The 25,450-nt window shown below is 40.3% G+C and carries 31 protein-coding genes; 3 read left to right on the top strand and 28 right to left on the bottom strand.

Annotated elements, in window-relative coordinates; all coding sequences use genetic code 11:
- Both ABIB39_RS12755 and ABIB39_RS12750 read left to right on the top strand, forming a co-directional pair.
- On the top strand, positions 1 to 858 hold the full coding sequence (locus tag ABIB39_RS12755; RefSeq protein ID WP_354430538.1) for a bestrophin family protein: 858 nt from the start codon (positions 1 to 3) through the stop codon (positions 856 to 858).
- Positions 859 to 864: 6 nt separating this feature from the next.
- The gene (locus ABIB39_RS12750; RefSeq protein WP_354430537.1) at positions 865 to 1,767 is read left to right on the top strand and encodes a histone deacetylase family protein; all 903 of its coding nucleotides are present in this window, start codon (positions 865 to 867) and stop codon (positions 1,765 to 1,767) included.
- Here ABIB39_RS12750 and ABIB39_RS12745 read toward each other — a convergent pair.
- From ABIB39_RS12745 to ABIB39_RS12730, 4 genes are read right to left on the bottom strand one after another with little or no spacing between them, the layout of a single operon-like run.
- Positions 1,756 to 3,132 (bottom strand): MATE family efflux transporter, encoded by a 1,377-nt coding sequence (locus tag ABIB39_RS12745; RefSeq protein WP_354430536.1) that lies wholly within the window; start codon positions 3,130 to 3,132, stop codon positions 1,756 to 1,758. The two genes, ABIB39_RS12750 and ABIB39_RS12745, sit on opposite strands and share 12 nt — an antisense overlap.
- A gap of 39 nt (positions 3,133 to 3,171) precedes the next feature.
- Positions 3,172 to 3,795, bottom strand: coding sequence for an AlbA family DNA-binding domain-containing protein (locus ABIB39_RS12740; RefSeq protein WP_354430535.1), 624 nt, complete (start codon positions 3,793 to 3,795; stop codon positions 3,172 to 3,174).
- 12 nt (positions 3,796 to 3,807) lie between these two features.
- Positions 3,808 to 4,263 (bottom strand): GNAT family N-acetyltransferase, encoded by a 456-nt coding sequence (locus ABIB39_RS12735; protein WP_354430534.1) that lies wholly within the window; start codon positions 4,261 to 4,263, stop codon positions 3,808 to 3,810.
- Between the two features lies 1 nt (position 4,264).
- Positions 4,265 to 4,747 (bottom strand): DUF4442 domain-containing protein, encoded by a 483-nt coding sequence (locus tag ABIB39_RS12730; RefSeq protein WP_354430533.1) that lies wholly within the window; start codon positions 4,745 to 4,747, stop codon positions 4,265 to 4,267.
- Between the two features lie 203 nt (positions 4,748 to 4,950).
- Between ABIB39_RS12730 and ABIB39_RS12725 the strand changes: the two genes are divergently transcribed.
- Entirely contained in the window at positions 4,951 to 5,145 is a 195-nt protein-coding gene (locus ABIB39_RS12725) for a hypothetical protein (RefSeq protein WP_354430532.1), read from the top strand.
- Positions 5,146 to 5,213: 68 nt separating this feature from the next.
- On the opposite strand, the gene ABIB39_RS12720 is transcribed toward ABIB39_RS12725, so the two are convergent.
- From ABIB39_RS12720 to ABIB39_RS12605, 24 genes are all read right to left on the bottom strand, one after another.
- The gene (locus ABIB39_RS12720; RefSeq protein ID WP_354430531.1) at positions 5,214 to 6,008 is read right to left on the bottom strand and encodes an SDR family NAD(P)-dependent oxidoreductase; all 795 of its coding nucleotides are present in this window, start codon (positions 6,006 to 6,008) and stop codon (positions 5,214 to 5,216) included.
- A 569-nt stretch (positions 6,009 to 6,577) separates the two neighbouring features.
- Positions 6,578 to 7,021, bottom strand: coding sequence for a hypothetical protein (locus ABIB39_RS12715; RefSeq protein ID WP_354430530.1), 444 nt, complete (start codon positions 7,019 to 7,021; stop codon positions 6,578 to 6,580).
- A 27-nt stretch (positions 7,022 to 7,048) separates the two neighbouring features.
- Positions 7,049 to 8,371: a phage/plasmid replication domain-containing protein gene (locus ABIB39_RS12710; RefSeq protein WP_354430529.1), complete on the bottom strand. Its 1,323-nt coding sequence runs from the start codon at positions 8,369 to 8,371 to the stop codon at positions 7,049 to 7,051.
- Between the two features lie 495 nt (positions 8,372 to 8,866).
- Positions 8,867 to 9,133, bottom strand: coding sequence for a hypothetical protein (locus ABIB39_RS12705; RefSeq protein ID WP_354430528.1), 267 nt, complete (start codon positions 9,131 to 9,133; stop codon positions 8,867 to 8,869).
- A gap of 460 nt (positions 9,134 to 9,593) precedes the next feature.
- The gene (locus tag ABIB39_RS12700) at positions 9,594 to 10,169 is read right to left on the bottom strand and encodes a hypothetical protein (RefSeq protein ID WP_354430527.1); all 576 of its coding nucleotides are present in this window, start codon (positions 10,167 to 10,169) and stop codon (positions 9,594 to 9,596) included.
- 3 nt (positions 10,170 to 10,172) lie between these two features.
- The gene (locus ABIB39_RS12695; RefSeq protein ID WP_354430526.1) at positions 10,173 to 10,610 is read right to left on the bottom strand and encodes a hypothetical protein; all 438 of its coding nucleotides are present in this window, start codon (positions 10,608 to 10,610) and stop codon (positions 10,173 to 10,175) included.
- Positions 10,611 to 10,615: 5 nt separating this feature from the next.
- Entirely contained in the window at positions 10,616 to 11,137 is a 522-nt protein-coding gene (locus ABIB39_RS12690; RefSeq protein ID WP_354430525.1) for a hypothetical protein, read from the bottom strand.
- A 74-nt stretch (positions 11,138 to 11,211) separates the two neighbouring features.
- The gene (locus tag ABIB39_RS12685; RefSeq protein ID WP_354430524.1) at positions 11,212 to 11,790 is read right to left on the bottom strand and encodes a hypothetical protein; all 579 of its coding nucleotides are present in this window, start codon (positions 11,788 to 11,790) and stop codon (positions 11,212 to 11,214) included.
- On the bottom strand, positions 11,790 to 12,500 hold the full coding sequence (locus ABIB39_RS12680; protein WP_354430523.1) for a hypothetical protein: 711 nt from the start codon (positions 12,498 to 12,500) through the stop codon (positions 11,790 to 11,792). The genes ABIB39_RS12685 and ABIB39_RS12680 overlap by 1 nt, the downstream gene beginning before the upstream one ends.
- Positions 12,500 to 12,793 (bottom strand): hypothetical protein, encoded by a 294-nt coding sequence (locus ABIB39_RS12675; protein ID WP_354430522.1) that lies wholly within the window; start codon positions 12,791 to 12,793, stop codon positions 12,500 to 12,502. Before ABIB39_RS12675 ends, ABIB39_RS12680 begins: the two co-directional genes overlap by 1 nt.
- A 134-nt stretch (positions 12,794 to 12,927) precedes the next feature.
- Entirely contained in the window at positions 12,928 to 13,353 is a 426-nt protein-coding gene (locus tag ABIB39_RS12670) for a hypothetical protein (RefSeq protein ID WP_354430521.1), read from the bottom strand.
- Between the two features lie 62 nt (positions 13,354 to 13,415).
- Positions 13,416 to 14,348 carry a hypothetical protein gene (locus ABIB39_RS12665; protein WP_354430520.1) on the bottom strand — a complete coding sequence of 311 codons (933 nt, stop codon included), beginning with the start codon at positions 14,346 to 14,348 and terminating at the stop codon, positions 13,416 to 13,418.
- A gap of 61 nt (positions 14,349 to 14,409) precedes the next feature.
- Positions 14,410 to 14,628, bottom strand: coding sequence for a hypothetical protein (locus ABIB39_RS12660; RefSeq protein ID WP_354430519.1), 219 nt, complete (start codon positions 14,626 to 14,628; stop codon positions 14,410 to 14,412).
- A gap of 180 nt (positions 14,629 to 14,808) precedes the next feature.
- Entirely contained in the window at positions 14,809 to 15,126 is a 318-nt protein-coding gene (locus tag ABIB39_RS12655; protein ID WP_354430518.1) for a hypothetical protein, read from the bottom strand.
- On the bottom strand, positions 15,095 to 15,313 hold the full coding sequence (locus ABIB39_RS12650; protein WP_354430517.1) for a hypothetical protein: 219 nt from the start codon (positions 15,311 to 15,313) through the stop codon (positions 15,095 to 15,097). The genes ABIB39_RS12655 and ABIB39_RS12650 overlap by 32 nt, the downstream gene beginning before the upstream one ends.
- Before the next feature lie 220 nt (positions 15,314 to 15,533).
- Positions 15,534 to 15,758 carry a hypothetical protein gene (locus ABIB39_RS12645; protein ID WP_354430516.1) on the bottom strand — a complete coding sequence of 75 codons (225 nt, stop codon included), beginning with the start codon at positions 15,756 to 15,758 and terminating at the stop codon, positions 15,534 to 15,536.
- Positions 15,758 to 16,297 carry a lysozyme gene (locus ABIB39_RS12640; RefSeq protein ID WP_354430515.1) on the bottom strand — a complete coding sequence of 180 codons (540 nt, stop codon included), beginning with the start codon at positions 16,295 to 16,297 and terminating at the stop codon, positions 15,758 to 15,760. The genes ABIB39_RS12645 and ABIB39_RS12640 overlap by 1 nt, the downstream gene beginning before the upstream one ends.
- A 174-nt stretch (positions 16,298 to 16,471) precedes the next feature.
- Positions 16,472 to 16,789, bottom strand: coding sequence for a hypothetical protein (locus ABIB39_RS12635; protein ID WP_354430514.1), 318 nt, complete (start codon positions 16,787 to 16,789; stop codon positions 16,472 to 16,474).
- Positions 16,790 to 17,422: 633 nt separating this feature from the next.
- A complete protein-coding gene (locus ABIB39_RS12630) occupies positions 17,423 to 18,676 on the bottom strand; it encodes a tetratricopeptide repeat protein (RefSeq protein ID WP_354430513.1) in 1,254 nt (417 codons plus the stop codon).
- Between the two features lie 68 nt (positions 18,677 to 18,744).
- Positions 18,745 to 19,851 (bottom strand): tetratricopeptide repeat protein, encoded by a 1,107-nt coding sequence (locus ABIB39_RS12625; protein ID WP_354430512.1) that lies wholly within the window; start codon positions 19,849 to 19,851, stop codon positions 18,745 to 18,747.
- A 3-nt stretch (positions 19,852 to 19,854) separates the two neighbouring features.
- The gene (gene gyrA, locus ABIB39_RS12620; protein WP_354430511.1) at positions 19,855 to 22,497 is read right to left on the bottom strand and encodes a DNA gyrase subunit A; all 2,643 of its coding nucleotides are present in this window, start codon (positions 22,495 to 22,497) and stop codon (positions 19,855 to 19,857) included.
- A gap of 175 nt (positions 22,498 to 22,672) precedes the next feature.
- On the bottom strand, positions 22,673 to 23,068 hold the full coding sequence (locus ABIB39_RS12615) for a hypothetical protein (RefSeq protein WP_354430509.1): 396 nt from the start codon (positions 23,066 to 23,068) through the stop codon (positions 22,673 to 22,675).
- A gap of 5 nt (positions 23,069 to 23,073) precedes the next feature.
- On the bottom strand, positions 23,074 to 23,988 hold the full coding sequence (gene hemF, locus ABIB39_RS12610; protein WP_354430508.1) for an oxygen-dependent coproporphyrinogen oxidase: 915 nt from the start codon (positions 23,986 to 23,988) through the stop codon (positions 23,074 to 23,076).
- A 138-nt stretch (positions 23,989 to 24,126) separates the two neighbouring features.
- Positions 24,127 to 25,371, bottom strand: a complete 1,245-nt coding sequence (locus ABIB39_RS12605; protein ID WP_354430506.1) for an MFS transporter — start codon at positions 25,369 to 25,371, stop codon at positions 24,127 to 24,129.
- Between the last annotated feature and the right edge of the window lie 79 nt (positions 25,372 to 25,450).

Genomic DNA, 25,450 nt, shown 5'->3' with positions numbered 1-25,450 from the left:
ATGATATACTACAATCCAAAGCAATGGTTCTCGCTTATATTCAGGTTTAATAAGGCCGATACGCTGCGCGAGTTGTTTCCGCTGATGCTCTCGGTGAGCATCTATGCGGGCGTTGTTACCTTTTTGCTGATAGATGTTTGGAAACTGGAGGAGACCAGCATCCTGCGTAAAGTGATCTACGTACATCAAACTATCGGGTTTGTATTCTCCTTATTGCTGGCATTCCGCATCAATTCGGCTTATGACAGGTGGTGGGAAGGGCGCAAGATCTGGGGTAGCCTTACAAATAATAGCCGCAATTTAGCTATGAAACTTAAGCATCTTATAAATGATAAAGACGCGGCATTCTTCAACTATGCCATTCCACTTTACGCGCGTTCTCTTAAGGAGCATTTACGTGATGAGTATGTGCCGGGCGACCAAGCCTTATTAGCTACTGATGGTACAAAACATGTTCCTAACCAAATCGCATCGGCCATCATAAAAAACGTTTACCGTTTAAATAAAGAGGGGCAAATAAACCCGGAGCAATTGGTGAGCATAACCGCCGAAATAACTTCATTTACAGATGTTTGTGGCGGCTGCGAGCGCATACGTAAAACACCGATCCCGTTCTCGTACAGTGTGTTTATCAAGAAGTTTATCTTCACTTATATCATGACGCTACCGTTTACCTGGGCTTTTGATCTGAAGTATTTTATTATGCCGATCATCGGGTTTATACTGTTTGTGTTTGCCAGTATTGAACTGATTGCCGAAGAAATTGAAGACCCGTTTGGTTACGATGCCAACGATTTACCGTTGGATAGCATCTGCCAGAACATAGAGAAACACGTTGGCGAGATATTTGCCGACTAAGAACAGATGCTTAAAATAGCTTTCGACCCGATATACGCGCACCCATTACCGCCCGGTCATCGTTTCCCGATGTTAAAGTATGAGTTGATACCTGCACAACTGCTGCATGAAGGTATAATTACACAAGACAATTTGTTCTCGCCAGAACCTGTTGATGAACAAACTATTCTGCTAACGCATGACGCTGATTACTGGCATCAACTCCAAGACCTTACCTTACCACCAAGAGAGCAACGGAGGATAGGCTTCCCATTATCCGCGCAATTGGTAGAGCGTGAGGTACGGATAGCGCAGGGGACTATCGATGGTTGCCGCTATGCTTTTGAATATGGCGTGGCCTTTAACGTTGCTGGTGGCACTCACCACGCCGGCAGCAATTGGGGCGAGGGTTTCTGTATGCTGAATGACCAGGCCATCGCTGCTAACTATTTGTTGAATAGCGATTTAGCCACGTCTATATTAATTATTGATTTAGATGTACACCAGGGCAATGGCACCGCGCAGATCTTCGGGAACGAACCGCGGGTATTCACATTTTCGATGCATGGCGATAAGAATTTCCCGTTCAGGAAGGAGCGGTCGGATCTTGACATACCGCTGGACGATGGGATAGGAGATGAGGCTTATTTAAACCTTTTGTATGACGCTTTGCCTAACCTTATCGAGAATCAAAAGCCTGATCTCGTTTTTTATTTAGCAGGAGTGGATATCTTGGAATCGGATAAATTGGGCAAGCTGGCACTTTCGAAAGAAGCTTGCAAACAGCGTGATCGATTTGTGTTTGAGCAATGTAAATCACATAATATCCCGGTGCAGGTAAGCATGGGCGGCGGGTATTCGCCGCAGATAAAAGATATTGTGGAGGCGCATTGCAATACTTATCGTGTAGCAAACGATCTATACTTTTAAATCGTCGATAATAAAAAGGTTATTACTTCTGCTGATCTTTTGAAAGCGAAGAAACAGCATCAATGATGCGGAGGCCAAACCGGCCACCAACCCAAACCAAACACCTACCACGCCAATACCAAGTGTGATCCCCAACAGATAGCCTACCGGCAAACCTATTACCCAGTACGACAGAAATGTTAACACGGTTGGTACCTTAACATCACCCATACCACGTAATATGCCAAGGCCAACAACCTGCGTACCATCAAATAACTGGAAAAATGCGGCTACTATAAGTAGCTGTTGTGCAATGTGTATCACGCTTAAATCCGAAGTGTACATCCACGGTAGTACCTGGTTTAGCATCGTGAAAATGATGGCTGTGCAACACATAAATACGATCACAATATGATAGTTTGATATAGCCGATAGTCGCAACTTATAATGATCTCCGGAGCCAAAGTAATTACCCGACCGTATGGCCGATGCCGAAGAAACCCCGGCCGCCATCATGTAAGTCATACTCGCCAGGTTAAGCGCAATCTGGTGCGCTGCCTGTGGTACCGAGCCAATGGTACCAATAATAATAGATGCCCCGCCAAACGCGCTTACCTCGAAGGTTGACTGCATGGCAACCGGCATGCCTATCTTCAAGAGCTGCTTGATCCGTTGTTCATCGATATTCTTAAAGGCAAAATCAGTTAAATATTTCTTAAAATTAGGTGACCTGAAAACATAGATGCACATAGCAACAGCCATCAGGCAACGGTCAATCAATGTACTATAACCAACGCCTTTAATGCCCATCGGCGTTATGCCAAACATGCCTTTCACTAAAACTATACCAACCACTATATTTATTACATTCCCTGCGATGGTGATATACATGGCCTGCCTGGTTAAGCCCAAGCCCTCGGCAAATTGCTTAAAGGTATTGAAAACCATCAATGGCATAAGTGATGCAAGCAGCAGAATCAAAAATGGTTTAGCCTGCAGCACAACATCCGGCGATTGATGAAGTTTGCCGATAAAAAACTCGACAGCGACATAAAATATGGTGAACAATGCTACCCCGGTAATTACGTTCAAAACTAAACTATTGCTAAGCAACCTGCCACACTCGCTGTAATTTTTACGGCCATTGTGTTGGGCAATTAATGGGGTAATGCCATAGCTTATACCCAAGGCCATTACAAAGGGTACAATGAACAGGCTGATAGATAATGCTACAGCAGCCAAAGCAATTGTACCCGCAAATTGCCCTATAATGACGGTGTCTGAAAAATGCACCAACGTATGACCTATCTGCGACAATACAATAGGGATAGCCAGTTTCAGGCTATCGCGATAGTAAAATTGATATTTTTGGTACAGGGCTTTCATTTATTTGCGGGGAGCAAAAGTAACGAATAGTCCCGTAAATTAGGAAGCTGTGTAAAACTCTTCTTTCTCGGTAGTGTGCACACGTAGCACGCCGGATAATACGAGGTCTACCAGGACACGTTGCGCACGCCTGCGGCCAATGTTTAGCAAGGAGCAAAACTCTTTAACGGTAATACGTTCTTCTTTATCCAGGTGTTCTAAAAGGGCTTTTTCTTTAGATGAGTATTCTATTAGTACCCCTTTATCATCGGCAGAACGTTTAAGCACCTCAACAACAACTTTACTGGCTAATACGCTTTTATCTTTAACACGAATATAAACCCACCATTTGCCATCTTCGGCAAGTGAGTAGTGGGGTTTTTCGGAACTTTGAGGGATATCTACAATAAGCACCAGTTTGCCATCAAAATAAACTTCCTCAAAAATAGGCTCTAAGGCAGGCCGTGCAAAAAAATGGGCTGCTTTTGTTATCATATAACGTTCTTCATCTTCGGCCTTAACACCTTTAATAGTACCATCATCCAGCACGCCTATTAATAACCTGCCACCAATGTTATTAGCGAACGACACCATAGTTTTGGCTATTTTTTCGCAACTGGTTATAGTTTTCTTAAAGTCAAGTGATACGCCTTCGCCCTCAAAAATCTGTCGCTTTAAATTCATTTCAAATCCTTGTTAATCTGCAATATATGGCGTAAAAATCTGCATCCATCTTTCGGGATTATTGATTTCGGTAAACCCGAATTGTTTGTATAGACCATGTGCATCCAAAGTAGCTAATGACCATCTGCGCAACCCCTGCAGATCGGGGTGGGCCATAATGTTTTGCATAAGCCATTTAGATAAACCAACACCCTGATTGGCCGGCAAAATAAACACATCGCACAGATAAGCAAATGTAGCTTTGTCGCTAACCACACGGGCAAAACCAACTTGGATGCTATTCTTATAAACTCCAAAGCACATCGAATTTTCTATCGCTTTGCGTAATTTTTCGGGCGGCATACCTTTAGCCCAATACGATTGTCCGTCAAGATAATTAAAAATCATCTCAAAATCTAACAGGGAGCCATCCATCGAGATCTGGTAGCCTTTTTTGATGAAGGCCTCATCATTCATAAAAACAGGCATATTACAAGATTATTGTCTGGTTAAAACTAAGGTCGCGTATATAAACTTCGTTCATTAATTGTGCGCACACTTCGTTGCTGCTGTTATATATCATTACCGGAAAAACCTTTTCATACCTACCGGTGGTATTTAACGCTTGTAAGGCCAGTTCAATATCAACATCAGTCAATAAAATACGGAAAGATAAAGAGGAGAGGGCCGGTTTTAAAAAATCTATCCTGGATGATTTTGACCAGATACGAAACCTGCTACCTGGCGCTTTCAATATCCTGTCGAACAGAACCGGGTAAAATGGGTCGGCCGCAGCGAAAATTGTCCCGCCGAAAATTGAGCCATTATAGTTTTGGTTAAATATACTTTTATAAACCTTAACACTAACACCTCTGAAATCCTTGTCGAAACCAACAACCCAGATCCGCTGAAATAACAAAGGAGGGTAGAGGCGCATAATCCATTTTAAAGCGCGTTCTGATACTGCCATCATCGTTAAATATCAGAAAAATATCGTTTAAAATACTGGATTAGCTTAATAATATTAATGTTTTTTTGACATGTAAAGTCCCTGAAAACATGCCATTTAGTGTATCCGTTGAACATTTAAAGGAAACTTTTAGTAAACAAAGTTGATTTTTAAGGGTTTATAATATGACGAACATTTTAATCACACAACTTTAACATTATACTATTATGAAAAAGCAAGTTTTAAGTTTCGCCTTAATCGCGACAATGATAGGTTCAATTGCAGCAGGTTGCAGTTCTGAGAAAAAAACCGGTAGCAGCGACAGCACAAAAACCGATTCTGCAGCTGCCGTAGCACCTGCATCAACTACAGATACTGCTAAAACAGATACTGCAGTAAAAGATACCGCCAAGAAAATGTAATTGGGTCTTTATATCAAAAAAAAATCCCGTGCAATTTGCGCGGGATTTTTTTTTGATATATTTTAAAACTAAAACGCTGTTTTAATAACGCCACCATCGGTACGTAAAGTAGCGCCATTGGTTGCTGATGAAAGTGGGCTGGCTATGTAGGTAACCATGCTAGCAATTTCCGTCGGTTCTATAAAACGTTTTATGATGGATGTGCCACGCATGTGAGAGAAAAACTCAGTTTCGATCTCGTCACCTGTTTTACCCTGATCTTTGGCAAGCGCTTTTACAAAATCGCCAACTCCCTCGGACATGGTTGGGCCGGGCAATACGGTATTTACAGTAACATTAGTGTGTTTTGTAAGTTCGGCCAAACCGCGGGCAACGGCTATCTGGGCGGTTTTAGATGTTCCGTAATGAATCATTTCCTCTGGTATCTGCAATCCCGATTCGCTGGAAATAAATATGATACGTCCCCAGTTTTTGGCCAACATTTTATCAAAATATGCGCGTGATAGACGCACGCCGCTTAAAACATTAACCTCAAAAAAGCGCATCCAATCTTCGTCGGTAATGTTTTTAAACTCTTTGGGCTCAAATATGCCAACGTTGTTTATCAGAATATCAACCTCGGGCAAAGCTTCGATCAAAGCATTTATTTGCGCTATATTGCCAAAATTGGCAGCTATGCCTTTAATATTTGGGTTACCTGTTTCTGCGATTAATTTCTGAGCTACCGTATCAACCTTAGGTTGATCGCGGCCATTGATGTATACGGTTGCGCCCTCGGTTGCTAATGATTTTGCGATGGCGTATCCAATTCCAGCCGTTGAACCTGTAACTAATGCTATTTTATTTATGAGTTGTAAATCCATAATGGTGTGATTTAAATTTAAGCAAGTCTTAAAATACTTTTATTAGTATTACTATTATCTGGCTAAACATGTTCCATTACTGACAATTATAGATTGATATGGCCTATGACAGACAATTTACGACTGATATGAATTTGTTATATTTATATAATCCAAACGCACCGGTGAAATCCCTCAAATCTTAGCTTGCAGCTTCTACTTTCAATTATATTTAATTCCAATAATTAACAGTATGGTAACTGAAAATTTAAAAAGACTTAGTGTATCGAAACACACTATTTGAAACTATTATATTGCCTTCGAGAAAGGCAAATGCACTAAATCTAACATCACGTCCGATTTAGTTTTACTAATATATAAGGTATAAACCATATATAAAATAGCAAAATTATAACTGCCTGAATGTCAGTCTAATAATTTTTATTTTGTGTAAAAACTTCGCCCCCACTCTATCGCATTTTAAAAAGTTATTTTAAACGAATTTGCGATATAAGACACTTAAAAGATTAGGAGGTATGTTTTACTGCCTAATATTAAAGATGTCTTAGCGGGGCTTATTTACGGCTAAACTACAACATAAATTTTAGCAGTTTCGCACCATAATACAATAATTGACTCACTGAAGATTTAGAAGGTGGCGAAGTAGTAACACTATCGGGATTAAGCATTTTACTATCAGAGTAAAATACTGTAGATGTAATTTGCTTGTCATCTGAAAGGATAAGGTATTTAGCGTCAGCAGGCGCGACAAGAATATATCTTTGCTTAGATAATCCGATAGTTATATAAGAAGCTGATATTGTATCCGTTCTTATATCTTTTAATTCTTTTATAGTTTCTACTATTTTAGAATTAGAAGAGGTATAAAACATTTTACCTGCTTTATTATTTTTTGGAGGTATAACCAATGTAATACACTGCCAAGCTTCCGCACCGTGTGAATAATATGTTACGGACTGACCATTAACAACATCCATTGTTATAATCATAAAAAGCAATAAAAAATATTTCATAAATTTAATTTTAGCTAAAATAATAATTTATTTTAAATGATGGTGACCGAAGTAATGTTGGTAGTCTGAATAATCGAGGTCAGGAATTGCCATATCAGTTATTCGGTTATTTGAAGTTATACCGAGTTCCTTTAATTTTTTCTGATAGACAAAAAATGAAGAACGTCCAAACAGACCCGACCGCCGAAGTTCGTCTAAGGTCGTGTGTTCTGTTAAAAGAGTTAAGGCCATTAACATATTGTTATTATATGACAGCTTACCCCGCAACCCTTTAGAGGTTGCGGTATCTCTTTTATTATTGAGTTCAATAATTTTTGACTTTACTTCGCCCAGGCTTGTCTTCCGTTCAAGTTGATATTTCTTTACTATATCCCAAAAGAAATTAAACATAACCGCAAAGATTGTGCTATCAAAAGCAACCGTTTGTTTTTCTATTGCGTCATGCTGGGAAATATGTGCAAAAACATAATGTTTGCTTTGTTCGCAAAATGTAATACACCTGTCATAAAACAAACGGTTAGTTTGTCTGAATGACTTTCGGGCATTTTCATTTTTTAAAAACGAAACATATTTGGTATGAAGTTCGTTTTTTTCAAAGAGGTAATCGATTTGAGCCTTTCGGAAAGTAACTTCATAACGAAGTACTTTATCGGCTATCTCTTGCAGATCCTTTAAAGAGTGACCAGTAGGATTTTTTTTGGCTAACTCTTTACGGTCATGAATTTTAAACTCCTCACCTTTGTGATAGATTTTAAAAGAATACCTTTTGGTTGTATAAATAAAGCTACTATCATAGCAGCGATATTTATTTTTAGACGACATAGCAAATTTTTGCAATAGTTCTTTTTGCTCACCGAGATACCGTAGCGCATCAACTTTAGAATTAAAGAATTGATTATAACATAAATCGAGCCTCAACAATTCAACGTCAGCCATGTTGATTATATCGTATGTATGTTTTATAAAAAAGCCTTTTACAAAGTCTAAAAGGTAATTGTAGATAGTAGTACTATCCTGTTTAAAATATTTAATAAACTGTAAAATATTAGTACCGAACATATATTTCGGAATACTAAATTCAAAAGTTATGAAATCCTGCGTAATATTATAGAAATAGGATAGATTATAATTACTGGAAGGAATATGCAGCTTAGCACGCTTGCTAAGTGGAATAATACTATCACTATCATGATGAAGTATAGCCCGAACCTTGTGATTTTCAAAGCATTCGCCAGTATCTTTGTCAACCATGAAGTTTGTCTCTCCTGTTCGGGTTGTGTGTTCGAATTTAGTAAGCGTAAGAGGATATTTTGATACATTGTTTAATTTAAATAAAATTGTGTCAATCATTTGAGTTAGTTACCTGCGTTTAGAATTACGTTTATTACGGCGTTTAATAGCCTCCAAGCTATCGCATTTTTTAGGTTCACTAAAAGCAGGGGGAGGGAGAGAAGGAGGGTAAACGAAAAGAACGTATGGATATATTTTATTTTGCATATCAAAAGCGTGATTTTAAAGGGCTTGAATTATTTATGAAATAGTGTAAGCGGTGAGAACGTTGAGAAAGTGATAATATGTACCGGCGAAATGAAGTTCGCATAGAATAAAAATCGACGAAACCGCGAGTTAATTGTTTCTGTTTTAGAAATCTCATTAATATGAGTTTCCTATCTTTTTTGGTCAAACGTTTCATTGATGGAAGGTCTAAGGTTTAGGGTTAAATATATCTGATATAGAAATAATCAGAATGCGGGGAAGCCTTAATATAATTAAGGCAGATGCAGCGCAGCCGATAAGCAGCGCAGCCTTATGTAAAAATTGTAACATTTTTAAGGGTTTAAATGGTTAATCAATAGGGAAGTCAAGAAAAATCTGATTCGGTGTGATACCGTTTTTTTTGCAGTGCTCAATATGCCTGTCATGCTGTAAAGCACGATCACGGCGAAATTCAGTTGCACACGAGGCACCGAGTTTTTTTTGATAATCCCATTTTAAAGCGTTAGCAAGTGGGAGACAAACTTCTTTTGGAACATTAAATAAATTGAAATCGACAACGCCGTTATCAATTATTAGTTCTATAGTAAGAGTTTGCGACATTAGTACATTCTCCATTTTGAGGTGGTTTAAGGTCGAATGAATAAAGTTTATTTAGGAAGTAAGTTTGATCTTTATTAGCAGGGATGCTAATGTTAATTTTCAGGTCACCCGTTTCAGCCCTGAAGTAGAATTTTGTAAATGTTTGATGATACTGGATATCATAACATAAAAATCTCATAGTTATTTAAGATAAATATAGACCGTACCGTGTTTTCTAAAGAGCAAGCGGAGTTTGTCCGTTCGCATTTTTGAAGCCTTTAGAAGGACTGTATTTGCGTTAGCAGAGCCTAAGTAAATATGTAATCGGTTAGGTGAAACTTTAAAGGCTTTTCTTTTTTTCCCAAACCGAGCAAGGGGGTAAATTACAATGTGGTAATCCTTATTATAAGACGAGTTAAAAAGTGGCATTTTTAAAATAATAAACCCGCCCCTTATTAGGGAGCGGGAGTAGGTTAATTAGGGGAATTAAAGAGTTCTACTTTTTTATAAAAAAGAACCAAACGGCCGCAGCAGCAGCACCGATCAATGCAATGTTTTTCATTTTGTCGTTTGTTAAAAAGTTAGTTAATAATTGGTTTTTGGGCGCATCCTTTCGGTAATCCCATGTTTTCGCATCCTTAGTGTAACCGATGTGCAAGCCCCATGGGTAAGCACCATACTCACCAATTTTAATATCAGATTGAACAGCGTTCAATAAAGGTTCTACAAAGTCAGCAGGAACGCCGATTGACAAGGCGTTTCCAGTTGTGTAGAGATCACTATCATGGGAGCCGAACGATAAGATATGATATTCGGGTGAGTGGTAAGAAGCACGAATAGTAAAAGGACAATCGACCGTTTCCCGAAGTGTATTAAGGGAAAGAAGTATTCCTTTACTAAGACGCGTTTTACTCACAGGGTTAGCGGTTAGTAATTCCTTTAATGTAAAATGAGGAATTACTTCATAGCTAAGATTTGATTTCTTATCAAAAACGATGTAATCACCGTCGATAATAAATTTGTTTTCCGTTGCATCGTTTTTTAAACGAGCGTCTAAATCTGCCTTATTCATAGATTATACTTTAACGATGATAAAAGAGAAAAATACACCGCTTGAAACATAGGAGCAGCTATAAGAAAAAGTACTTTCAGCGGCGTAAGCTTGGCAATAATGGTTATAAGCGGGAATGTTCGTTGCCACAGCAACAACGCCATAGCCAACGGGTATATCAAAAACTATTGAACCCTCCGTACCGACCTCATCAGGAGTGACGAGCGTTCCGTATAGGTTACTTTTTGGAACAACCCATGAAGCACCATTGCCATTAATAATGCGACAAACAACAGAGCCAACAGGGGCATCTGATTTGTCCATAACATTAAAACCAGCAGTGAGCAGGGGAGCAGCAGGAGGACAAGGATTAGCAGCTATATAAGCGTCTATTGCCTCCTGTTTAACCACGCCCAACTCTTGTGAAGTTAGCGTGATAGGAGTACCGAAAATTATTGACATAAATTTTAATTAGTAGGTGAGATAGTAGGCATAACCGAAATATCAATTGGTAGGGTCACATGTTGAAAATGAAACAACGAACCATTATTTGTTATCTGGGTAATGCCGTTAATATTGCACTGCATGTGCAAAGTAGGACCATTAGAAGGTGGCGTAAATTCAGCCCTAACAGTTACATCGTAAAGTCCTGATGAAAGACTTTCAGTAATGGATGATGATGCGTTAACATCCCTGTTTTGATAGTTGGTAGTACCTTCTTTAAAGAACTGAACGGTCATAGAACGATTAGTATTATTACGAGCGTACAGCGAACCGGTAGGCACAGGGAGAGGACAAGTAAAAGTACTAAGGTAATCAGGTATGTAGTTAGGGTCGGAGGGTGCATTCGGCTTAGTATCACCATTAGCAACACCATTGATTAATTTTTCAAGTGTTATAATGTGAATATAGCCCGTATTAGCATCACCGACCTTAACGCAAGGGTCAGCGGGGATAATACCACGCCAAGAAATAACGTCACCCGACACAGGGTCGGAGGTAACTGTTTCATCACAACATCTAATGTCGTGAAGCGATGATTTGATTAATGATCTATATCGCATTACAGGATAATAGCGGCATAGCCCGAAACACCTATCTCAAATTCTATCGAAGGTGTAAACGAGCCTGTACCAGTTGAGATAATAGTAAAAGTACCGTCAGGGTCAAGAACAGCATTGCCGCCACTAATTTCTATATCAGTAATATAATGAAGGGCGAAGCGGTTAAAGACAAAACCCGCAGGGTCGCCCTTAGGGTATTTTTTCAAAATAAAATCTTTGAAAGAAAGACCACCGTTAACAGTTAAACCCGAGGATATTTGAACGAATTGCCGCTTAATACCATCGAGGTTAAAAGAGAGTAACGTGTAAGTTAAGCCCACATCGACGAGGGCATCGAGAGGGGGCAACAGAAAATCCATATATCCCAAATAGGTAGTATTTTGAAATTGTACCGTTTTATGGTATTCAAGATTTGTCTGTAAAAACATATCGGAAGGGTAGTTCAATACGCCAACATAAGGGTTAATATTTTCGAGTGAACGAGAAGAATTAACTTTAGTAAGCAGCGTTTTTGCGTATTCCTCCGTATTGTAATCAATGAATTTTACAATGAGATTGTTTAAAGTTTCAGGTTTCATTAAATTGAAGTAATATAGGAATGAATAGATTTAAGTTCACTTTCAGATAGTATCATCTTCAAAGTGTCACCGAGGGTAAAAGCAGTTTCTTTAGCAGTCAGATGAATAACAGAAAATTTAGTGTACCAATAAATTTCTCTTTTACCATATACGCCCGAAACTAACCTAAAGGTTTGCACGTTCTGGCCCTTAACAGTTGCTAAAATTTTACCGTGATCTGGAAACATATTATTAAAAAGATCATTGTAATAAATAGCTAATTTTCCGTGCTGTGATGTGGCTATGAGACCTTTAGATGACAAAGAAGCAGCAGTTGATTTAGCCGTATCCGCTTTAGCCTGATCAGAACTAACATACATCGCGGCAGCGGCTCTTTCTCCTTTGTCCTTTTTGTCATCAATAACATTAGAAGCACCGCCAAAAAACATATTGTATAGCTTATATCCCGCTATACCAACAAAGCCGAGTATAGCCAAATTAATAACAGAACCAATGTTAATATTTGGCATGTTGAATTTTGGCATTTTAAAAGAAGTAGAACGATTTTGCGCCATAGTGTTTGAGTTACGATTTTGAGACCGTCGAAGCGGGTGAGGGGGTAAATCACTTTTACGGAGGTTCTGATATTCTGAACCGCTTTGCTTATTCAGATAATCCGTAAGTTTCATTTTGCCCCCCGACCAATCTTCAAAGTCTTGGTCGAAAGACATTAGTCAGTATTTTCTAAATCGGTAGGATCGTCCGCAGGGTTCATTAAGTCCTGAATAAAGCGGAGGATAAAGAAGTAAGACATTGCCAGTATCAGACGGCCATACCAGCTATCAAGCTGTTGAAAGGCCATTTCAAAAATGGAGGGTTTTTCACCTTTGGCAATTTTATCTTTTATTTTTTTCGCAAGGGTTTCATACCATAGCTTACAATCATCGTCAATGCGCTGATTTTCCATAGCTGTTGTGGGTGCAGCTTTGCGAAGTAATTGGTTAATTAAAGAAGGAAGTTCCATAATAGTTATTTTTAACGAATTTTAGATACAAGCCACTTTATAAAGAAAGACGGCAAGTATTAGGGTTAATTAATAGTGTTGATTAGAAAGGTTAAAAACAGGTTTAAAAGGTATGCCCGATTAAGGGCATACACTTAGTAACGACGAGAAGAAGAACCACTTTTGCTAAGCAGCAAAAGAGCAAGACCGCCGAGGCCGACAGGGATTAACCAAGAAGGCAAGCCCGAAGAACGGGCAGAGCCGTAAGGGTCACGAGTGCCGCCAATTTCCGTATGTACATCAGCTTGCACATGAGTGCGACCAGAGAAGAAGTCAGACATTGACCCGAAAAGGCCAGTAATAGCACCGCCAATGCTTTGGCCTGCGGGGTTATTAGGGTCAAAGGGAGTGCCAATGTTAAGGGAGGCCGCAACAGTCGCAGGCTGCGGGGTAACGTTGGCGTTAGGTTTTTTGTCAAAGACAGTTGAAAGGCCTGAAAGACCGACAGTAGAACCAACCACACCAAGTGCGGTTTTTCCGACGATCTTTAAGCCCTTACCAAGAAAAGAAAAAATAGACATTTTTTAAGGTATTAAAAACGGGCTACCGAAGTAGCCCGTTTTGTAAACAGATACCTAAGAAATTACTTTTTTAAGGTTGTAGCCTGATCAAGTTTTTTCTTAGTTTGCTCGTCAAAAGAGGCGACTTTAGCATTCGCCTTTTCAATGATAGTCCAATCAGTATCATAGTTCCATGTAACTATGTAATTGGATGCAGCGGTAACGTTTGGCGCATTGAAAGAAATATCCAATGTAACCGCATCAAATTCGTGATGGAAATCGGTTAACAAGAAACTCTGGTCATTTTGGATAAGTGCGGCAATATCGTTAGCAGCGTTAGAAATCAACTGGTTTCCAAATTGAGATTGCTTTTTGGCAATCAAATCTGAAAAGTTGTAAGTATCGTCTAACCTGTCAGACGAAAAAACAACGTTGTTGACAACGTTATTTTTAAAATCTGTTTTGTCAAAGTTCAGCAATGCCAGGCGAATAAGGTTATTACCTACCATGTACTGGTTTGATGCTTCGTTTTGTTGGATAACCATTGCACGGATGCGAGGTATCATTTTTTCAACACCATAGCACTTCATTGGCTTTACTTCAAGATATGAAGCAGCCTCTAAAGCAGGGTTCAGGAACAAACCCGAATTTGTCTGAACCTCAACATAAATAGTATCTTCACCATGAAGGTCAATAACGCCGCCCAGCGGGATGTTAAAAGAAACCATTGAGGATTGACCGTTAACCAATTGTTCAGCGATAGGGGCACCCGCTGCAAAGGCCGCTTGGTTTAACGTATTTAATGTTGAAGCTAAACCTAAAATTTTAAGGTTAGATTGCATGATAACGTGCGGCGTACTGTCACGTGTCAAAATAACCTGAATGTTAGCTTTAGAAAAATCGACTTGTTGAGAGCCGGCATCACCGAGGCCGTTTAACATAGCCTTAACAGAAATAGCGTCAAACTTGATATTTTGAAGCGTTTGATTTTTAATTTCTAAGTGTTTGATTTGCATTTTAGAAGGGAAAAAGGGTTTTTAATTAATTAATTGATTGAAATGTTAAGATTGTGAAATCTTATTTTTTTGTAAAGCGGTCTATCATTGGTTTAATGTAGTCTTTACCGAAAAACATACCGCCACCTATAACGGCAAGCCAAATAAGGATGGACGGCATACGAAAGCCGAGTAAAGGAACACGGCGGGAAAAACCACCGCCACCCGAGCGGCGTTGCCTGAATGATGAACGGTTAGAGCGGAATGAAGAACGACGAGATGAACGGTTGTTGAAACGCATGGTTGTTTTTGGTTTTTTTGAAATTTTACGCTTCGCACTTAAAAGGCGAATTTTCGCACGTAATCGGGAAACTATGGAAGGTTTCTTTTTGCGGATTGATTGTGCCATTGAAATAAATGAATTAATTGGATAATAGTCCAGTCGACTGGACTGTATGTACCGTGTTACTAACTTGGTACATTAATTTAGAGCAGGACAGGTTAAGCGTAGACCGCTGATAGGGTCGTTACTCACTTTGTGAAGTTCTATAATGCCACGTAACGCCTCATCCCAAGTAACGCCGAGGTCAACGCCCAGAGCGTTGAGAAAGGTGATTGTATCGGGTGTAACGTACAGGCGAGCGGCATAAGGTGTATCAGCAATTTCACGCCGTTTAAGGCGAAGTTTGCCGATTTTTAAGGTAGTAACCTTACCGTAGCCGTTGAGGTCGCATTTAAGGCCATTTTCAGGCGTTTTAAGCGACTTTTTAGTTTTCTGATGTCGCGGCCTTATTAGCATTGTATTTTTTGTTTATAAGGGTTAAAACAAGCTGCGAAAGCGCAGACAACACAAAAGGCACAACAATAGTGATAACAGTTCCAATTAAGGAATGTTGTTCCAATGGAGAGGCCATTTGAGTAGGAACGGAAGCGACAACACCGCCCGCCATTATACGGGCTGTATCGCTTGTTAAACTGTCAAGCATTTAAACAGAGGGGGTTAAAGGGTTAATAAATAGTGAATTAGAGGATAATATCCGAAGGAAACGCCAATCTTAAAGGCTTAGCAAAGACCGACCATTTTTGACCAATGACCGCATATTGCATATTACTTACCATTTTAAAAGGGTAGTCAATGCTTTAAAGCCAATAAGAAAGGGGTTTCACTTGCAGAGTTTTTTTTTGATGGAAAGTCAGGTAAATGTATTAGAAGGAAGTAGGACGGTCAGTTTTTTTAAAAGAACCGACTTGTTTCCTATAGTAGAACACATTACCGTAACACCATTTAGGATGGTTTTTATCAAGCCAAACATATAGCCTGCGGAACGATGCAGGGGCGACAAGCCCATGGAATTTTGTCCATTGTTCAGCATCACGAGTGGCAGCAGGGGCAAGTTTGATGATAACGTTGTAAGTTTTTGGTTTTGCCATTACGACAGAACCATGTAGCCAACGACAAGGCCGACCGCAGCCAACATTGCACCTTTAGCAACAGGCGAACTAAATAACGAAGCCTCGTCATTACGGCGGTCAGTTAGAGCAGATGAAACGTAAAGCGACCCATCTTTATTAGAGCGGGTTTTATTATATAGTTTCATATTATTCGTAACAGCCGCCATGTTATGCGGGTTAGCGTTATAAGTAGATATGACCTTGTTCAAAGCACCCTCACCGCAGTTGTAACCGAAATCGACTAAAGCGTCGAATTGGTTTTGGTTAGGTTTTACCCTGCATTTTGAGTTAATAGCGTTTTCGAGGGGTGCAAGGTCAGAGGCAAAAAGTTGTTCAGCTTTAGCGACAGAAATAGTAGCAGAAAGTAAGGATTGTTCATTATTCTGTATTTGATGGCCGTAGCCAATAGAATAGAGTTGCTTACCAGTTGTAGGGTTTTTACTGTCTTTATATGCCTTAGGTGAAAAAGCCTCCGTGCCACGTATGACTTTTTGTTGTTTAGAGGAAGTTTTAAGCATTATGTACGATGTGTGAAAGGACGGGGAGGGTTAACCGACTTTAAGCCAAGTTCAGGATATTTAGCCAACTCTTTTAAAGGAAGGTAAATATCATGCTGGAAAGCGGTTAACACCTTACCGTCATTGCGTAAAGGAAAAACGAAGTTCACAAGACCGTCAGCGCAAGAAATTATTTTAATTATCAACAGGTTTGAGTTCACCTTGAATAAGCCCATTTGTTCGGGCATTAAGTTCAGTGGTTTTTCTATGATTTGGTTTGACATTTTGCATGAATTGAGACCCAAGCGAGTGCAAAATCAACTCAATTGCTTTGACCTCCAAACGAAAACGCCGATTGTAATTTTCGGCAACGGTTTTATTTGGGGATTTGTAAGTTTTTAAATTGTAATTGTACTGATTGAGTTTTGTGACATAATAGGTTTCTAAAGAATTTAGCAGCCGTTTACGGTCTGCATTAGAAAAGAATTGCGGATTAGCAATAGGTTTTTTCATTGTTAAATAGTTATGTATCTGTGATATACAAACTAAGATGGAATTTGGTTCTCATAGTTTAACGGGTTTTATAAAATTTTACAATAAGTTGAAAAAGGAATAAACAATGTAAAGAATACCGAGGCCGCAGAGCGCACCCGCAGCCAATTCTATCATTGTTAAAATAGTGATATATTTTCGGGAAGGCCAGTTCCCGAATTTTTTATAATACCAATAGTAAAAGTGTGAAATCATAATTTCAGGGTTTAAGTTAATTGAATGAATTATTTGATTTGGAGGACTTTTATTGAGTGCCTTAGCACATAGTCGACTGGAAAAAGAAAAGCGTTGAGAACGCTTGAAAGCGGGTGCAGCGCAAACCGCAACCCGCTTTAACATTTAACCTTTAAGACACATGATTAGCGTATCGTAATACATCATGCGTTTAAAAGGTTAGTGTATAGAGTTTTAGACAGAAAAAAATAGTATTGATTTTTTCGCCTAAAGAAATAATAGTTTTATTATAAGTACCATGAAATCAAAGAGTTTGCTTCGATAATTCCAAAAGTCTGATAATTAACATTATGTTAAGTAAAAAACATTAATTAAAGCCTGCATATTTTGCAGGCGTTAATTATACCTCTTCTATCGAAGTTATTTTTTTTGTAGTGCGTTAATTTGCGCAGTAATTTTGGCAGAGTTCGCGCTATCCTTTTTTCCCTGGTAATAAGTACGCAGGTTGTTTAATGCGTCGTATGAGTTAGGTTGTAGTTCAACTGCTTTAAACAAATAAGGTTTTGCCAGATCAAACTGTGCGTTTGCTTTGGCCATAGCTGCATCATAAGCTTTCTGTTGGCTTGTTGGCAATTTATTTGCACCGTTGTAAATATCAATTGCAGGCGATATAATGATATAACCCATGTTTAAATTAGCTTCAAAATAACTTGGGTCAATCTCCAGTGCTTTCTTGTACATTGCGCTTGCTTTGGCAAAATTTTGATCTTTAGCGGCTTGTAAAGCTGGTTTAGCTGCCGCTGCTGCTTTAGCTATTTTTTGGCCTGCTGCATCACCAATATTAGAGTAAACCAAACCTGCGTAGTAATAAAGACTTTTGTTTTTAGGATCATTTGCCTGTGCACTTAAAATTTTATCAAGTACTTCTTTTTGTTTACCTTGTTGCAGGCTTATTTCAATTTCAGTTCTTCTAAGGCTTGCGTTGTTTGGATATTTTGCCAAACCTTCGCCTACAGCCTTCACAGCACCGGTAGTATCTTTATTATCTAAATAAACCCCTACAAGGTCGCTGTAAGCAGCTTCTGCTTTTGAATATTTGGTGGTGACCAATTTACTGTAGTTAGTTATCGCTGCCGGATAGTTTTTAGCATTTAATGCCGCCAAACCTGTGTAAAGTATAGCGTTAGTATCCTCGGGCATTACCGTGCGGAAAAAATCAAACGATTTATAAGCAAGTTCATATTTGCCGCTTTCGTATTCTTTTACGCCTTTATTTAATTGGTAACGCGCCAAAACAGTATTGGCGTTATCAATTAGCATTTTGTTTTCGCCTTTGGTATCTAATCCTTTTGCTTTAGCTAAAGCTTCGGCACCGGTAGTAAACAATGGCAGCGATGATGCCGCAACAGTATCGAGTTCAGCAAGTGTGCCGTAGATATTCGCTTTTACAGCATAAATTAGCGGTAACGAAGCTGTTTTTTCGTTAGCGGCGGCTTTGTCTATAGATTCTTTTGCCTTTTTCAGGCTTGGTATAGCCAACATAGGCTGTGCTTGCTTCAAACCTTCAAATTTTTCGTATTCTGATTGTGCGGTGCTCAACTCCCCTTTTTGTGCAAAAGTTGTAGTTGCGGTAACAAGGCTTAAAAGGCCAAGCATTAGAAATTTAATTTTCATTAAACAGTGTTTTAAATTGGTAATGTGATTATAGCTTTTAACTGGTTTTAGCTATAAAATATAGTTTGTTAGTTTAATTGTTCTAATCTGTTATTAACCCTATCCAACTGGTTTTGATTGCCAATTTTTGAGTACGCTAACTGTAATAGTTCAAGGCACTTTTTATCTTTTGGTACCATTTCGTTTGCTTTTTCGAGCCACAATATAGCACTTGTAATATTTTTATCGTCATCATTTACCTTAAGTGTGCTTTTCTTAAAGTAAAGTAAACCTAAATTAAACACCGGCTCGTAAGCAACGCCGTTTAATTCAATAGCACGCAGGTATAAAGACTCCGCCTTGTCGTATTGGTTTAAATTGTCGTAGCAATTTGCAGCAACAAAAGTTATTTCGGGGTTATTAGCGTTATTATCTATCAACGGAACAATTAAGGGTTCTAACGATTTATAGTCCCTTTTGTTATTGTAGATGTTAGCCTCGTCCTGTAGTAACTGTTTGTTTTGCGGTAACAGCCTTCTCCCCTTTTTTACAATTTGTAAGGCCTTTGCAGTATCACCTAATGATTTATAAATGGTTGATGCGGTTTCAAGATACTCCAGTTTTGTGCTATCTGTATTTATCAGGTTGTCATAATATTTGGCAGCATCCTGCAAGTTGCCTTGCTTGTTGCTGGCATAAGCTATATAGGCATTGATCTGTTTTTGTGCAGGCGCGTACTTCTTAGCTTTTTGGAAAGCATCCGCAGCATTTTTAAAATCGCTAATTTTAGACAAAGCGAAACCTCTGCGGATATAAACATTTGCCAGGCAACGTTTCGCATAATCAAGTTCGGGCTGATATTTGTAGATCTTGCCCTTTTCCTGAAACTTATCAAGCAAGGCAGATGTTTCCGGCAAAAAAGTTTCCGGCTGGTTTAGCTTGTTAAGCGAGTCAGTGTAAAGGATGCTGGAGTTTACAATAATGCGGTAAACATTCTTCTCCAGGTCGGCAGAATCCTTACGGGTTACCACTAAACTATCTGCAGATCTTTTTGCGTTGCTTAAATACTTAAGATCACCCTTTTGCTTATAAAAAGCAAGGTTGTTTACCACAATCTTTAACGCTTCGGACTGGCCAAAGGCAAAAGATGTGGTAAACAACGCTAAAATCAATATACTGATCTTTCGGCTTTGCATTATTTATTCAGTTTTGTCATCATCGGCAGATTCATCTTCCGCTTCAGCTGTGTCAATATCAGTATCTGGTTTAATCGGTGCATCCGGTGTCTCTGAAAGTACGTCAGCATCAGTTGCATCCGCTATAGCTTTATCTTCAGTTGCTTCAGCTAAGATCGCTTCCTCCAACACTTCGTCTTCTTCGTGTTCAACTTTTGCAACCGATGCAATCGCATCATTACCTTTCAGGGTAATTAACCTTACCCCTTGTGTAGCGCGGCCCATGGTTCGTAATTCTGCTATAGCCATGCGGATAATGATACCCGATTTATTGATGATCATCAGATCTTCTTTATCAGTAACACCTTTTATGGCAACAAGGTTTCCGGTTTTTTCAGTAATGTTAAGGGTTTTTACACCTTTACCACCACGGTTAGTAACACGATAATCCTCAATATCCGTACGTTTACCATATCCTTTTTCAGATACAACCAATACGGTAGTTTCTTTATCGTCGATAGCGATCATACCAATAACCTCGTCTTTCTCGCTGTCAAGGCTAATACCACGTACACCTGTAGCGGTACGGCCCATTGGCCTAACAGTGCTTTCGTTAAAGCGGATAGCACGGCCAGATTGTAGCGCCATAACAATTTCGCTGCTACCGGTTGTTAATGTTGCTTCTAACAATGCATCGCCCTCGTTAATGTTAATGGCATTGATACCATTAGCACGCGGGCGTGAGTATGCTTCTAAAGATGTTTTCTTGATAACACCTTTACGGGTACACATAATAATAAAGTTGTTCTCCAGGTATTCCTTGTCCTTAAGTGATTTAAGCTTGATGTAAGCCTTGATATTCTCCTCTTTAGGGATATTGATGATGTTCTGGATAGCACGGCCTTTTGAGGTACGTGTACCTTCAGGAATCTCGAACACACGTAACCAGAAACATTGCCCGCTTTCGGTAAAGAACAGCATGTAGTTGTGGTTACTTGCTATTAGCAAATGCTCAATAAAGTCTGCATCGCGGCTGTTGCTGCCTATGGCGCCTTTACCACCCCTGCCCTGGCGGCGGTATTCGGTAAGTGAGGTACGTTTGATGTAACCTTCTCGAGAGATGGTGATAACTACATCCTCGTCCTCAATAAAGTCTTCGGTTTGCATTTCTGCTGATGAGTGTACCATTTCGGTCTTGCGTTCGTCACCGTATTTTTCACGGATCTCTGTTAACTCATCTTTGATGATCTGCATCCGCAAACCTTCGTCATCAAGGATAGATTTCAAGTAATCGATAGTTTTCATCAGGGCATCAAACTCGTCGCGGATCTTATCGCGCTCTAGACCTGTTAAACGCCTTAAGGTCATATCCAAAATAGCGCGTGCCTGGATATCACTCAGGCCAAACGTGCTTATTAAACCTTCGCGGGCTTCATCAGGTGTTGATGACGCACGGATAAGTTTGATAACTTCCTCGATATGGTCGAGCGCTATCAGCAAACCTTCTAAGATATGCGCGCGTTTCTCGGCCTCGGCCAATTCATACTTGGTACGGCGGATAACCACCTCATGCCTGTGCTCAACAAAGTGGTGGATCAAGTCCCGCAGGTTAAGCAACATTGGGCGGCCATGTACCAGCGCGATGTTATTTACACTGAACGATGTTTGCAGCGCGGTGTATTTATACAGGTTGTTTAATACGATAGCCGCGTTAGAATCACGTTTTATCTCGTAAACAACACGGATACCCTCGCGGTTACTTTCGTCGCGGATGGCAGATATGCCTTCAATTTTTTTATCATTAACCAGTTCGGCGGTACGCTCTATCATCAGCGCTTTGTTAACCTGGTAAGGTATCTCGCTAACAATGATACGTTCGCGGTCGCTGCCGTAAGTTTCAATTTCTGCCCTCGAGCGTATTACAATACGGCCACGGCCTGTTTCTAATGCCTGGCGCGGGCCTTCAAAACCATATATGATACCGCCTGTAGGGAAATCGGGGCCTTTAACGTAGGTCATCAATTCCGCAATATCGATCTGGCGATTGTCAATAAGTGCGATAGTAGCATTAATAATCTCGGTTAAATTGTGTGGCGCCATATTGGTTGCCATACCCACCGCTATCCCCGATGCACCGTTAACCAAAAGGTTAGGGAATTTTGCAGGCAATACGGTTGGCTCTTGCAACGAGTCATCAAAGTTCAGCTGGAAATCAATAGTATCCTTATTGATATCGGCCAGCATTTCTTCGGCTATCTTTTGCAGTTTAGCCTCGGTATAACGCATTGCTGCCGGCTGGTCGCCATCGATAGAACCGTAGTTACCCTGCCCCTCAACAAACGGGTAGCGTAAGCTCCAGTCTTGCGCCATACGTACCATAGCATCATATACGGATGTATCGCCATGCGGGTGATACTTACCCAATACCTCACCTACAATACGTGCAGATTTTTTATATGGTTTGTTATTTGCCAAACCCAGATCAAGCATACCGAACAATACACGCCTGTGAACAGGTTTTAAACCATCGCGTACATCGGGCAATGCCCTTGATACGATAACCGACATTGAATAATCAATGTAAGCGGCCCGCATCTCTTCATCAATATTTATCGAAATTATTCTGTCTTCTTGGTGCGAATTCTCGTTTTCAGTTTCTTCAGCCATTGGTTTTTCTTAGTGGAAAATCTTAACAGTAAATGCGTAAAAAAAGTGTTTTTATACAACGTGCGAATTTAAGAAAATATACTCAAAAAGCCGCGTTTTTTACTAACATTTATGCATGTTTTCCACGTTTTAAAGCATTAAACTATTGGAATGTTACAATGTGGAAAAGACAGGGTTATCTTACCTTTTTCCAGTACTCTTTTACGATGTTACCATTGGGTAACATGCCGTTAAAAGTCAGGGTATCGTTACTGATATGGTAGCGGTACTTTATGAGGATGTTGAGCACCTTAGATGGCTCTGCGCTAAAGGTTTGGGTTTCCCGGCATGTGTCCTGTTTCAGGGAATAATCGCCCCGCTCGTAATTGTATGGCTCTTGCCCCCTTTCGAGCAATAGGGCGGTATAATGTGTAGCATCGTAATTGCGTTGCAAAGTGTAATCTTTTGATGGCTGCTCGGTTTTGCCATTGTACACGCCACCGCTGTATTGCCATTTACCTTCCAGGGTATTTTGCATACGGAATGCACAAAACGCTATCACCAATAAAAAAGCGGGAAAGATCTTTTTCATGATAATTAAATCCATTTAATGCCTTTTTTTAATAACGACAAGGTTTTTTCCTCCTCACTGCCCGGCTGTGCCTGGTAATTGTAAACCCACTTGGCTGTTGGGGGCAGGCTCATCAAGATCGATTCGATACGGCCATTGGTTTCAAGCCCAAACTTGGTACCTGCGTCGTAAACCAGGTTAAACTCGGTGTAGCGGCTGCGGCGCTGGTATTGCCATTGCTGCTGGTCGGGCGTAGATTCCCTATCCCTGCTGCGGTTAACCAACTCGGTATAGGTTGGGATGAAAGAGCGGCCCAACGCCTTGCTGAACTCGAAAACGGTTTCCCAGCTGATATCATCGGTAGCAGTTAACCGGTCGTAAAAAATGCCTCCAATGCCACGGGTCTCGTCGCGGTGTTTGATGTAAAAGTAGTTATCGGCCCAGGTTTTAAAGCGCTCGTAAAAATCAGCGTTAAACTGGTCGCAAATGTCTTTTAACTGCTGATGAAAAAAACATGCATCGTCCTCAACCACGTAATGCGGTGTAAGGTCTATCCCACCCCCAAACCAGCGCACCGGCGGGGTGCTGTTGTTAAATGACGATGGCATCTCGAAGTACCTGATGTTCATGTGGATGATAGGTACCCACGGGTGGTTGGGATGAATAACGATAGAGATGCCGGTGGCAAAAAAATCATCCTGCACTACATTTAACGCTTTTTTTACCGTATCTGGTAACTGGCCGTACACCGCAGAGAAGTTAACGCCGCCTTTTTCAAATATGTTGCCGTTTTGAATAACACGGGTCCGGCCACCGCCCCCTCCTTCTCGTTCCCAAAGTTCTTCTTCAAATTTGGCAAGGCCATCGGTAGCCTCAAGCGCGGCGCAAATCTCGTCCTGTATCTCTTTGTAATCGGCAGCTATTTGTTCTTTTGTAATCATTAATTAGCGAATGAGTGTACCGATAGCTATCGGGATAGTGAATTAGTGATTAATACATTGCAAAACTAAACAAACTATTGAATGCGTTTATCAATTTCCAATCACTAATTCACTAACTCGCTAAATCATTAATTAAATTTAACTAACCCCGGCTTCCTCTTCAATATAATCTAGGTCCTTACCAAAGGTTTCTTTAAGCTGGCTGAGCGAGAATAACGAGATGAGGGTAAGTATCACCATCATGATATAACCGCTTGTAACCATGCCGTAGTGCACTACAAAGGCATTAAACGCCATGTTGATGGGAATCAATGAGCCGCGCACAAAGTTTGGTACAGTAGTAGTAACCGTAGAGCGGATGTTTGTACCAAATTGCTCGGCAGCTATAGTTACAAAGGTTGCCCAGTAACCAACGGTGCAACCCATAAAGAAACAGATCCAAACAAATTTATCATGCGTAATACCTTTTGAGCCCAAGTAAATAAATGAGCTTACTACTGATAGTGTAAGAAACACCGCCATGGTAAGTTTGCGCGATTTGGTGACCTGGGCCAGTAAGCCTGCAAAAATATCGCCTATCGAGATCCCGATATAGGTGTAAAGTACTCCCTCGCCAGCGCTAAGCGGTACTGCCGAGCCCAATGCCTTACCAAACTCGGGCGATAGCGTAACCAGCACCCCCACCACATACCAAAGCGGCGCGCCAATGAGTATGCAGTACAAATATTTTTTAAAGCGCTCCGCGCTTGTGAACAGCATTAAAAAATTGCCTTTAGATACCCCGCTTTGTTTTACCTTGTTAAACATGCCCGATTCAAACGTGCCAACACGCATAAGCAATAATATGATACCTAAACCGCCGCCTACCATGTAAGCATGTTGCCAGCCAAACTTAGCCGCTTCATAAGCGGCGGCAGCGCCAAATAAGCCTATCACAGCCACGATCATGGTGCCATAGCCGCGTTTCTCCTTACTTAAGGTTTCTGTTACCAGGGTGATGCCCGCGCCAAGTTCGCCGGCAAGGCCAATACCCGCTATAAAACGGATCAATGCGTAGGTGTTAACGTCTGTTACGAATGCGTTTGCGAAATTGGCTATGGAATAAAGCAGTATCGACCCAAACAAAACTTTGATACGGCCAAGCTTATCGCCTATTATTCCCCAAAGCAAGCCTCCCAGCAGCAACCCAAACATTTGCACATTGATGATGAATTGCCCTTTAGATAGTATATCGGCATCGGCTACGCCAATGTCATGCAGGCTGGCTTTACGCACTATGGAGAAAACTAAAAGGTCATATATATCAACGAAATAGCCCAGGGAGGCTACAAGTACCAGGAATATAACATTCCGCGAAACTTTTGCTGAAGCAGTGTCGGTCATAAATCAGGGTTGTAATTATTGGTTTGGCTAAGGTATAAAATGCGGGCAAAAAATAAATTAAATCGCATAAAAAAAGCCC

It is taken from the genome of Mucilaginibacter sp. UYP27, assembly GCF_040547175.1.
Taxonomy (GTDB): Bacteria; Bacteroidota; Bacteroidia; order Sphingobacteriales; family Sphingobacteriaceae; genus Mucilaginibacter.
The sequence above is the reverse complement of the archived record's forward strand: the minus strand, read 5'-3'. Positions and strand labels throughout refer to the sequence as shown.

Coding starts and splice junctions, on each gene's coding strand:
- ABIB39_RS12670 (WP_354430521.1), bottom strand. CDS start 13,353: ATGTCTATTTTTTCTTTTCTTGGTAAGGGCTTAAAGATCGTCGGAAAA.
- ABIB39_RS12615 (WP_354430509.1), bottom strand. CDS start 23,068: ATGAAAAAGATCTTTCCCGCTTTTTTATTGGTGATAGCGTTTTGTGCA.
- ABIB39_RS12645 (WP_354430516.1), bottom strand. CDS start 15,758: ATGGCAAAACCAAAAACTTACAACGTTATCATCAAACTTGCCCCTGCT.
- ABIB39_RS12630 (WP_354430513.1), bottom strand. CDS start 18,676: ATGAAAATTAAATTTCTAATGCTTGGCCTTTTAAGCCTTGTTACCGCA.
- ABIB39_RS12660 (WP_354430519.1), bottom strand. CDS start 14,628: ATGCGTTTCAACAACCGTTCATCTCGTCGTTCTTCATTCCGCTCTAAC.
- ABIB39_RS12685 (WP_354430524.1), bottom strand. CDS start 11,790: ATGAAACCTGAAACTTTAAACAATCTCATTGTAAAATTCATTGATTAC.
- ABIB39_RS12715 (WP_354430530.1), bottom strand. CDS start 7,021: ATGAAATATTTTTTATTGCTTTTTATGATTATAACAATGGATGTTGTT.
- ABIB39_RS12750 (WP_354430537.1), top strand. CDS start 865: ATGCTTAAAATAGCTTTCGACCCGATATACGCGCACCCATTACCGCCC.
- gyrA (WP_354430511.1), bottom strand. CDS start 22,497: ATGGCTGAAGAAACTGAAAACGAGAATTCGCACCAAGAAGACAGAATA.
- ABIB39_RS12745 (WP_354430536.1), bottom strand. CDS start 3,132: ATGAAAGCCCTGTACCAAAAATATCAATTTTACTATCGCGATAGCCTG.
- ABIB39_RS12680 (WP_354430523.1), bottom strand. CDS start 12,500: ATGTCTTTCGACCAAGACTTTGAAGATTGGTCGGGGGGCAAAATGAAA.
- ABIB39_RS12695 (WP_354430526.1), bottom strand. CDS start 10,610: ATGTCAATAATTTTCGGTACTCCTATCACGCTAACTTCACAAGAGTTG.
- ABIB39_RS12635 (WP_354430514.1), bottom strand. CDS start 16,789: ATGAAAAAACCTATTGCTAATCCGCAATTCTTTTCTAATGCAGACCGT.
- ABIB39_RS12720 (WP_354430531.1), bottom strand. CDS start 6,008: ATGGATTTACAACTCATAAATAAAATAGCATTAGTTACAGGTTCAACG.
- ABIB39_RS12655 (WP_354430518.1), bottom strand. CDS start 15,126: ATGCTAATAAGGCCGCGACATCAGAAAACTAAAAAGTCGCTTAAAACG.
- ABIB39_RS12740 (WP_354430535.1), bottom strand. CDS start 3,795: ATGAATTTAAAGCGACAGATTTTTGAGGGCGAAGGCGTATCACTTGAC.
- ABIB39_RS12675 (WP_354430522.1), bottom strand. CDS start 12,793: ATGGAACTTCCTTCTTTAATTAACCAATTACTTCGCAAAGCTGCACCC.
- ABIB39_RS12730 (WP_354430533.1), bottom strand. CDS start 4,747: ATGATGGCAGTATCAGAACGCGCTTTAAAATGGATTATGCGCCTCTAC.
- ABIB39_RS12665 (WP_354430520.1), bottom strand. CDS start 14,348: ATGCAAATCAAACACTTAGAAATTAAAAATCAAACGCTTCAAAATATC.
- hemF (WP_354430508.1), bottom strand. CDS start 23,988: ATGATTACAAAAGAACAAATAGCTGCCGATTACAAAGAGATACAGGAC.
- ABIB39_RS12700 (WP_354430527.1), bottom strand. CDS start 10,169: ATGAATAAGGCAGATTTAGACGCTCGTTTAAAAAACGATGCAACGGAA.
- ABIB39_RS12725 (WP_354430532.1), top strand. CDS start 4,951: ATGAAAAAGCAAGTTTTAAGTTTCGCCTTAATCGCGACAATGATAGGT.
- ABIB39_RS12755 (WP_354430538.1), top strand. CDS start 1: ATGATATACTACAATCCAAAGCAATGGTTCTCGCTTATATTCAGGTTT.
- ABIB39_RS12640 (WP_354430515.1), bottom strand. CDS start 16,297: ATGCTTAAAACTTCCTCTAAACAACAAAAAGTCATACGTGGCACGGAG.
- ABIB39_RS12705 (WP_354430528.1), bottom strand. CDS start 9,133: ATGGAGAATGTACTAATGTCGCAAACTCTTACTATAGAACTAATAATT.
- ABIB39_RS12625 (WP_354430512.1), bottom strand. CDS start 19,851: ATGCAAAGCCGAAAGATCAGTATATTGATTTTAGCGTTGTTTACCACA.
- ABIB39_RS12735 (WP_354430534.1), bottom strand. CDS start 4,263: ATGCCTGTTTTTATGAATGATGAGGCCTTCATCAAAAAAGGCTACCAG.
- ABIB39_RS12650 (WP_354430517.1), bottom strand. CDS start 15,313: ATGCTTGACAGTTTAACAAGCGATACAGCCCGTATAATGGCGGGCGGT.
- ABIB39_RS12710 (WP_354430529.1), bottom strand. CDS start 8,371: ATGATTGACACAATTTTATTTAAATTAAACAATGTATCAAAATATCCT.
- ABIB39_RS12605 (WP_354430506.1), bottom strand. CDS start 25,371: ATGACCGACACTGCTTCAGCAAAAGTTTCGCGGAATGTTATATTCCTG.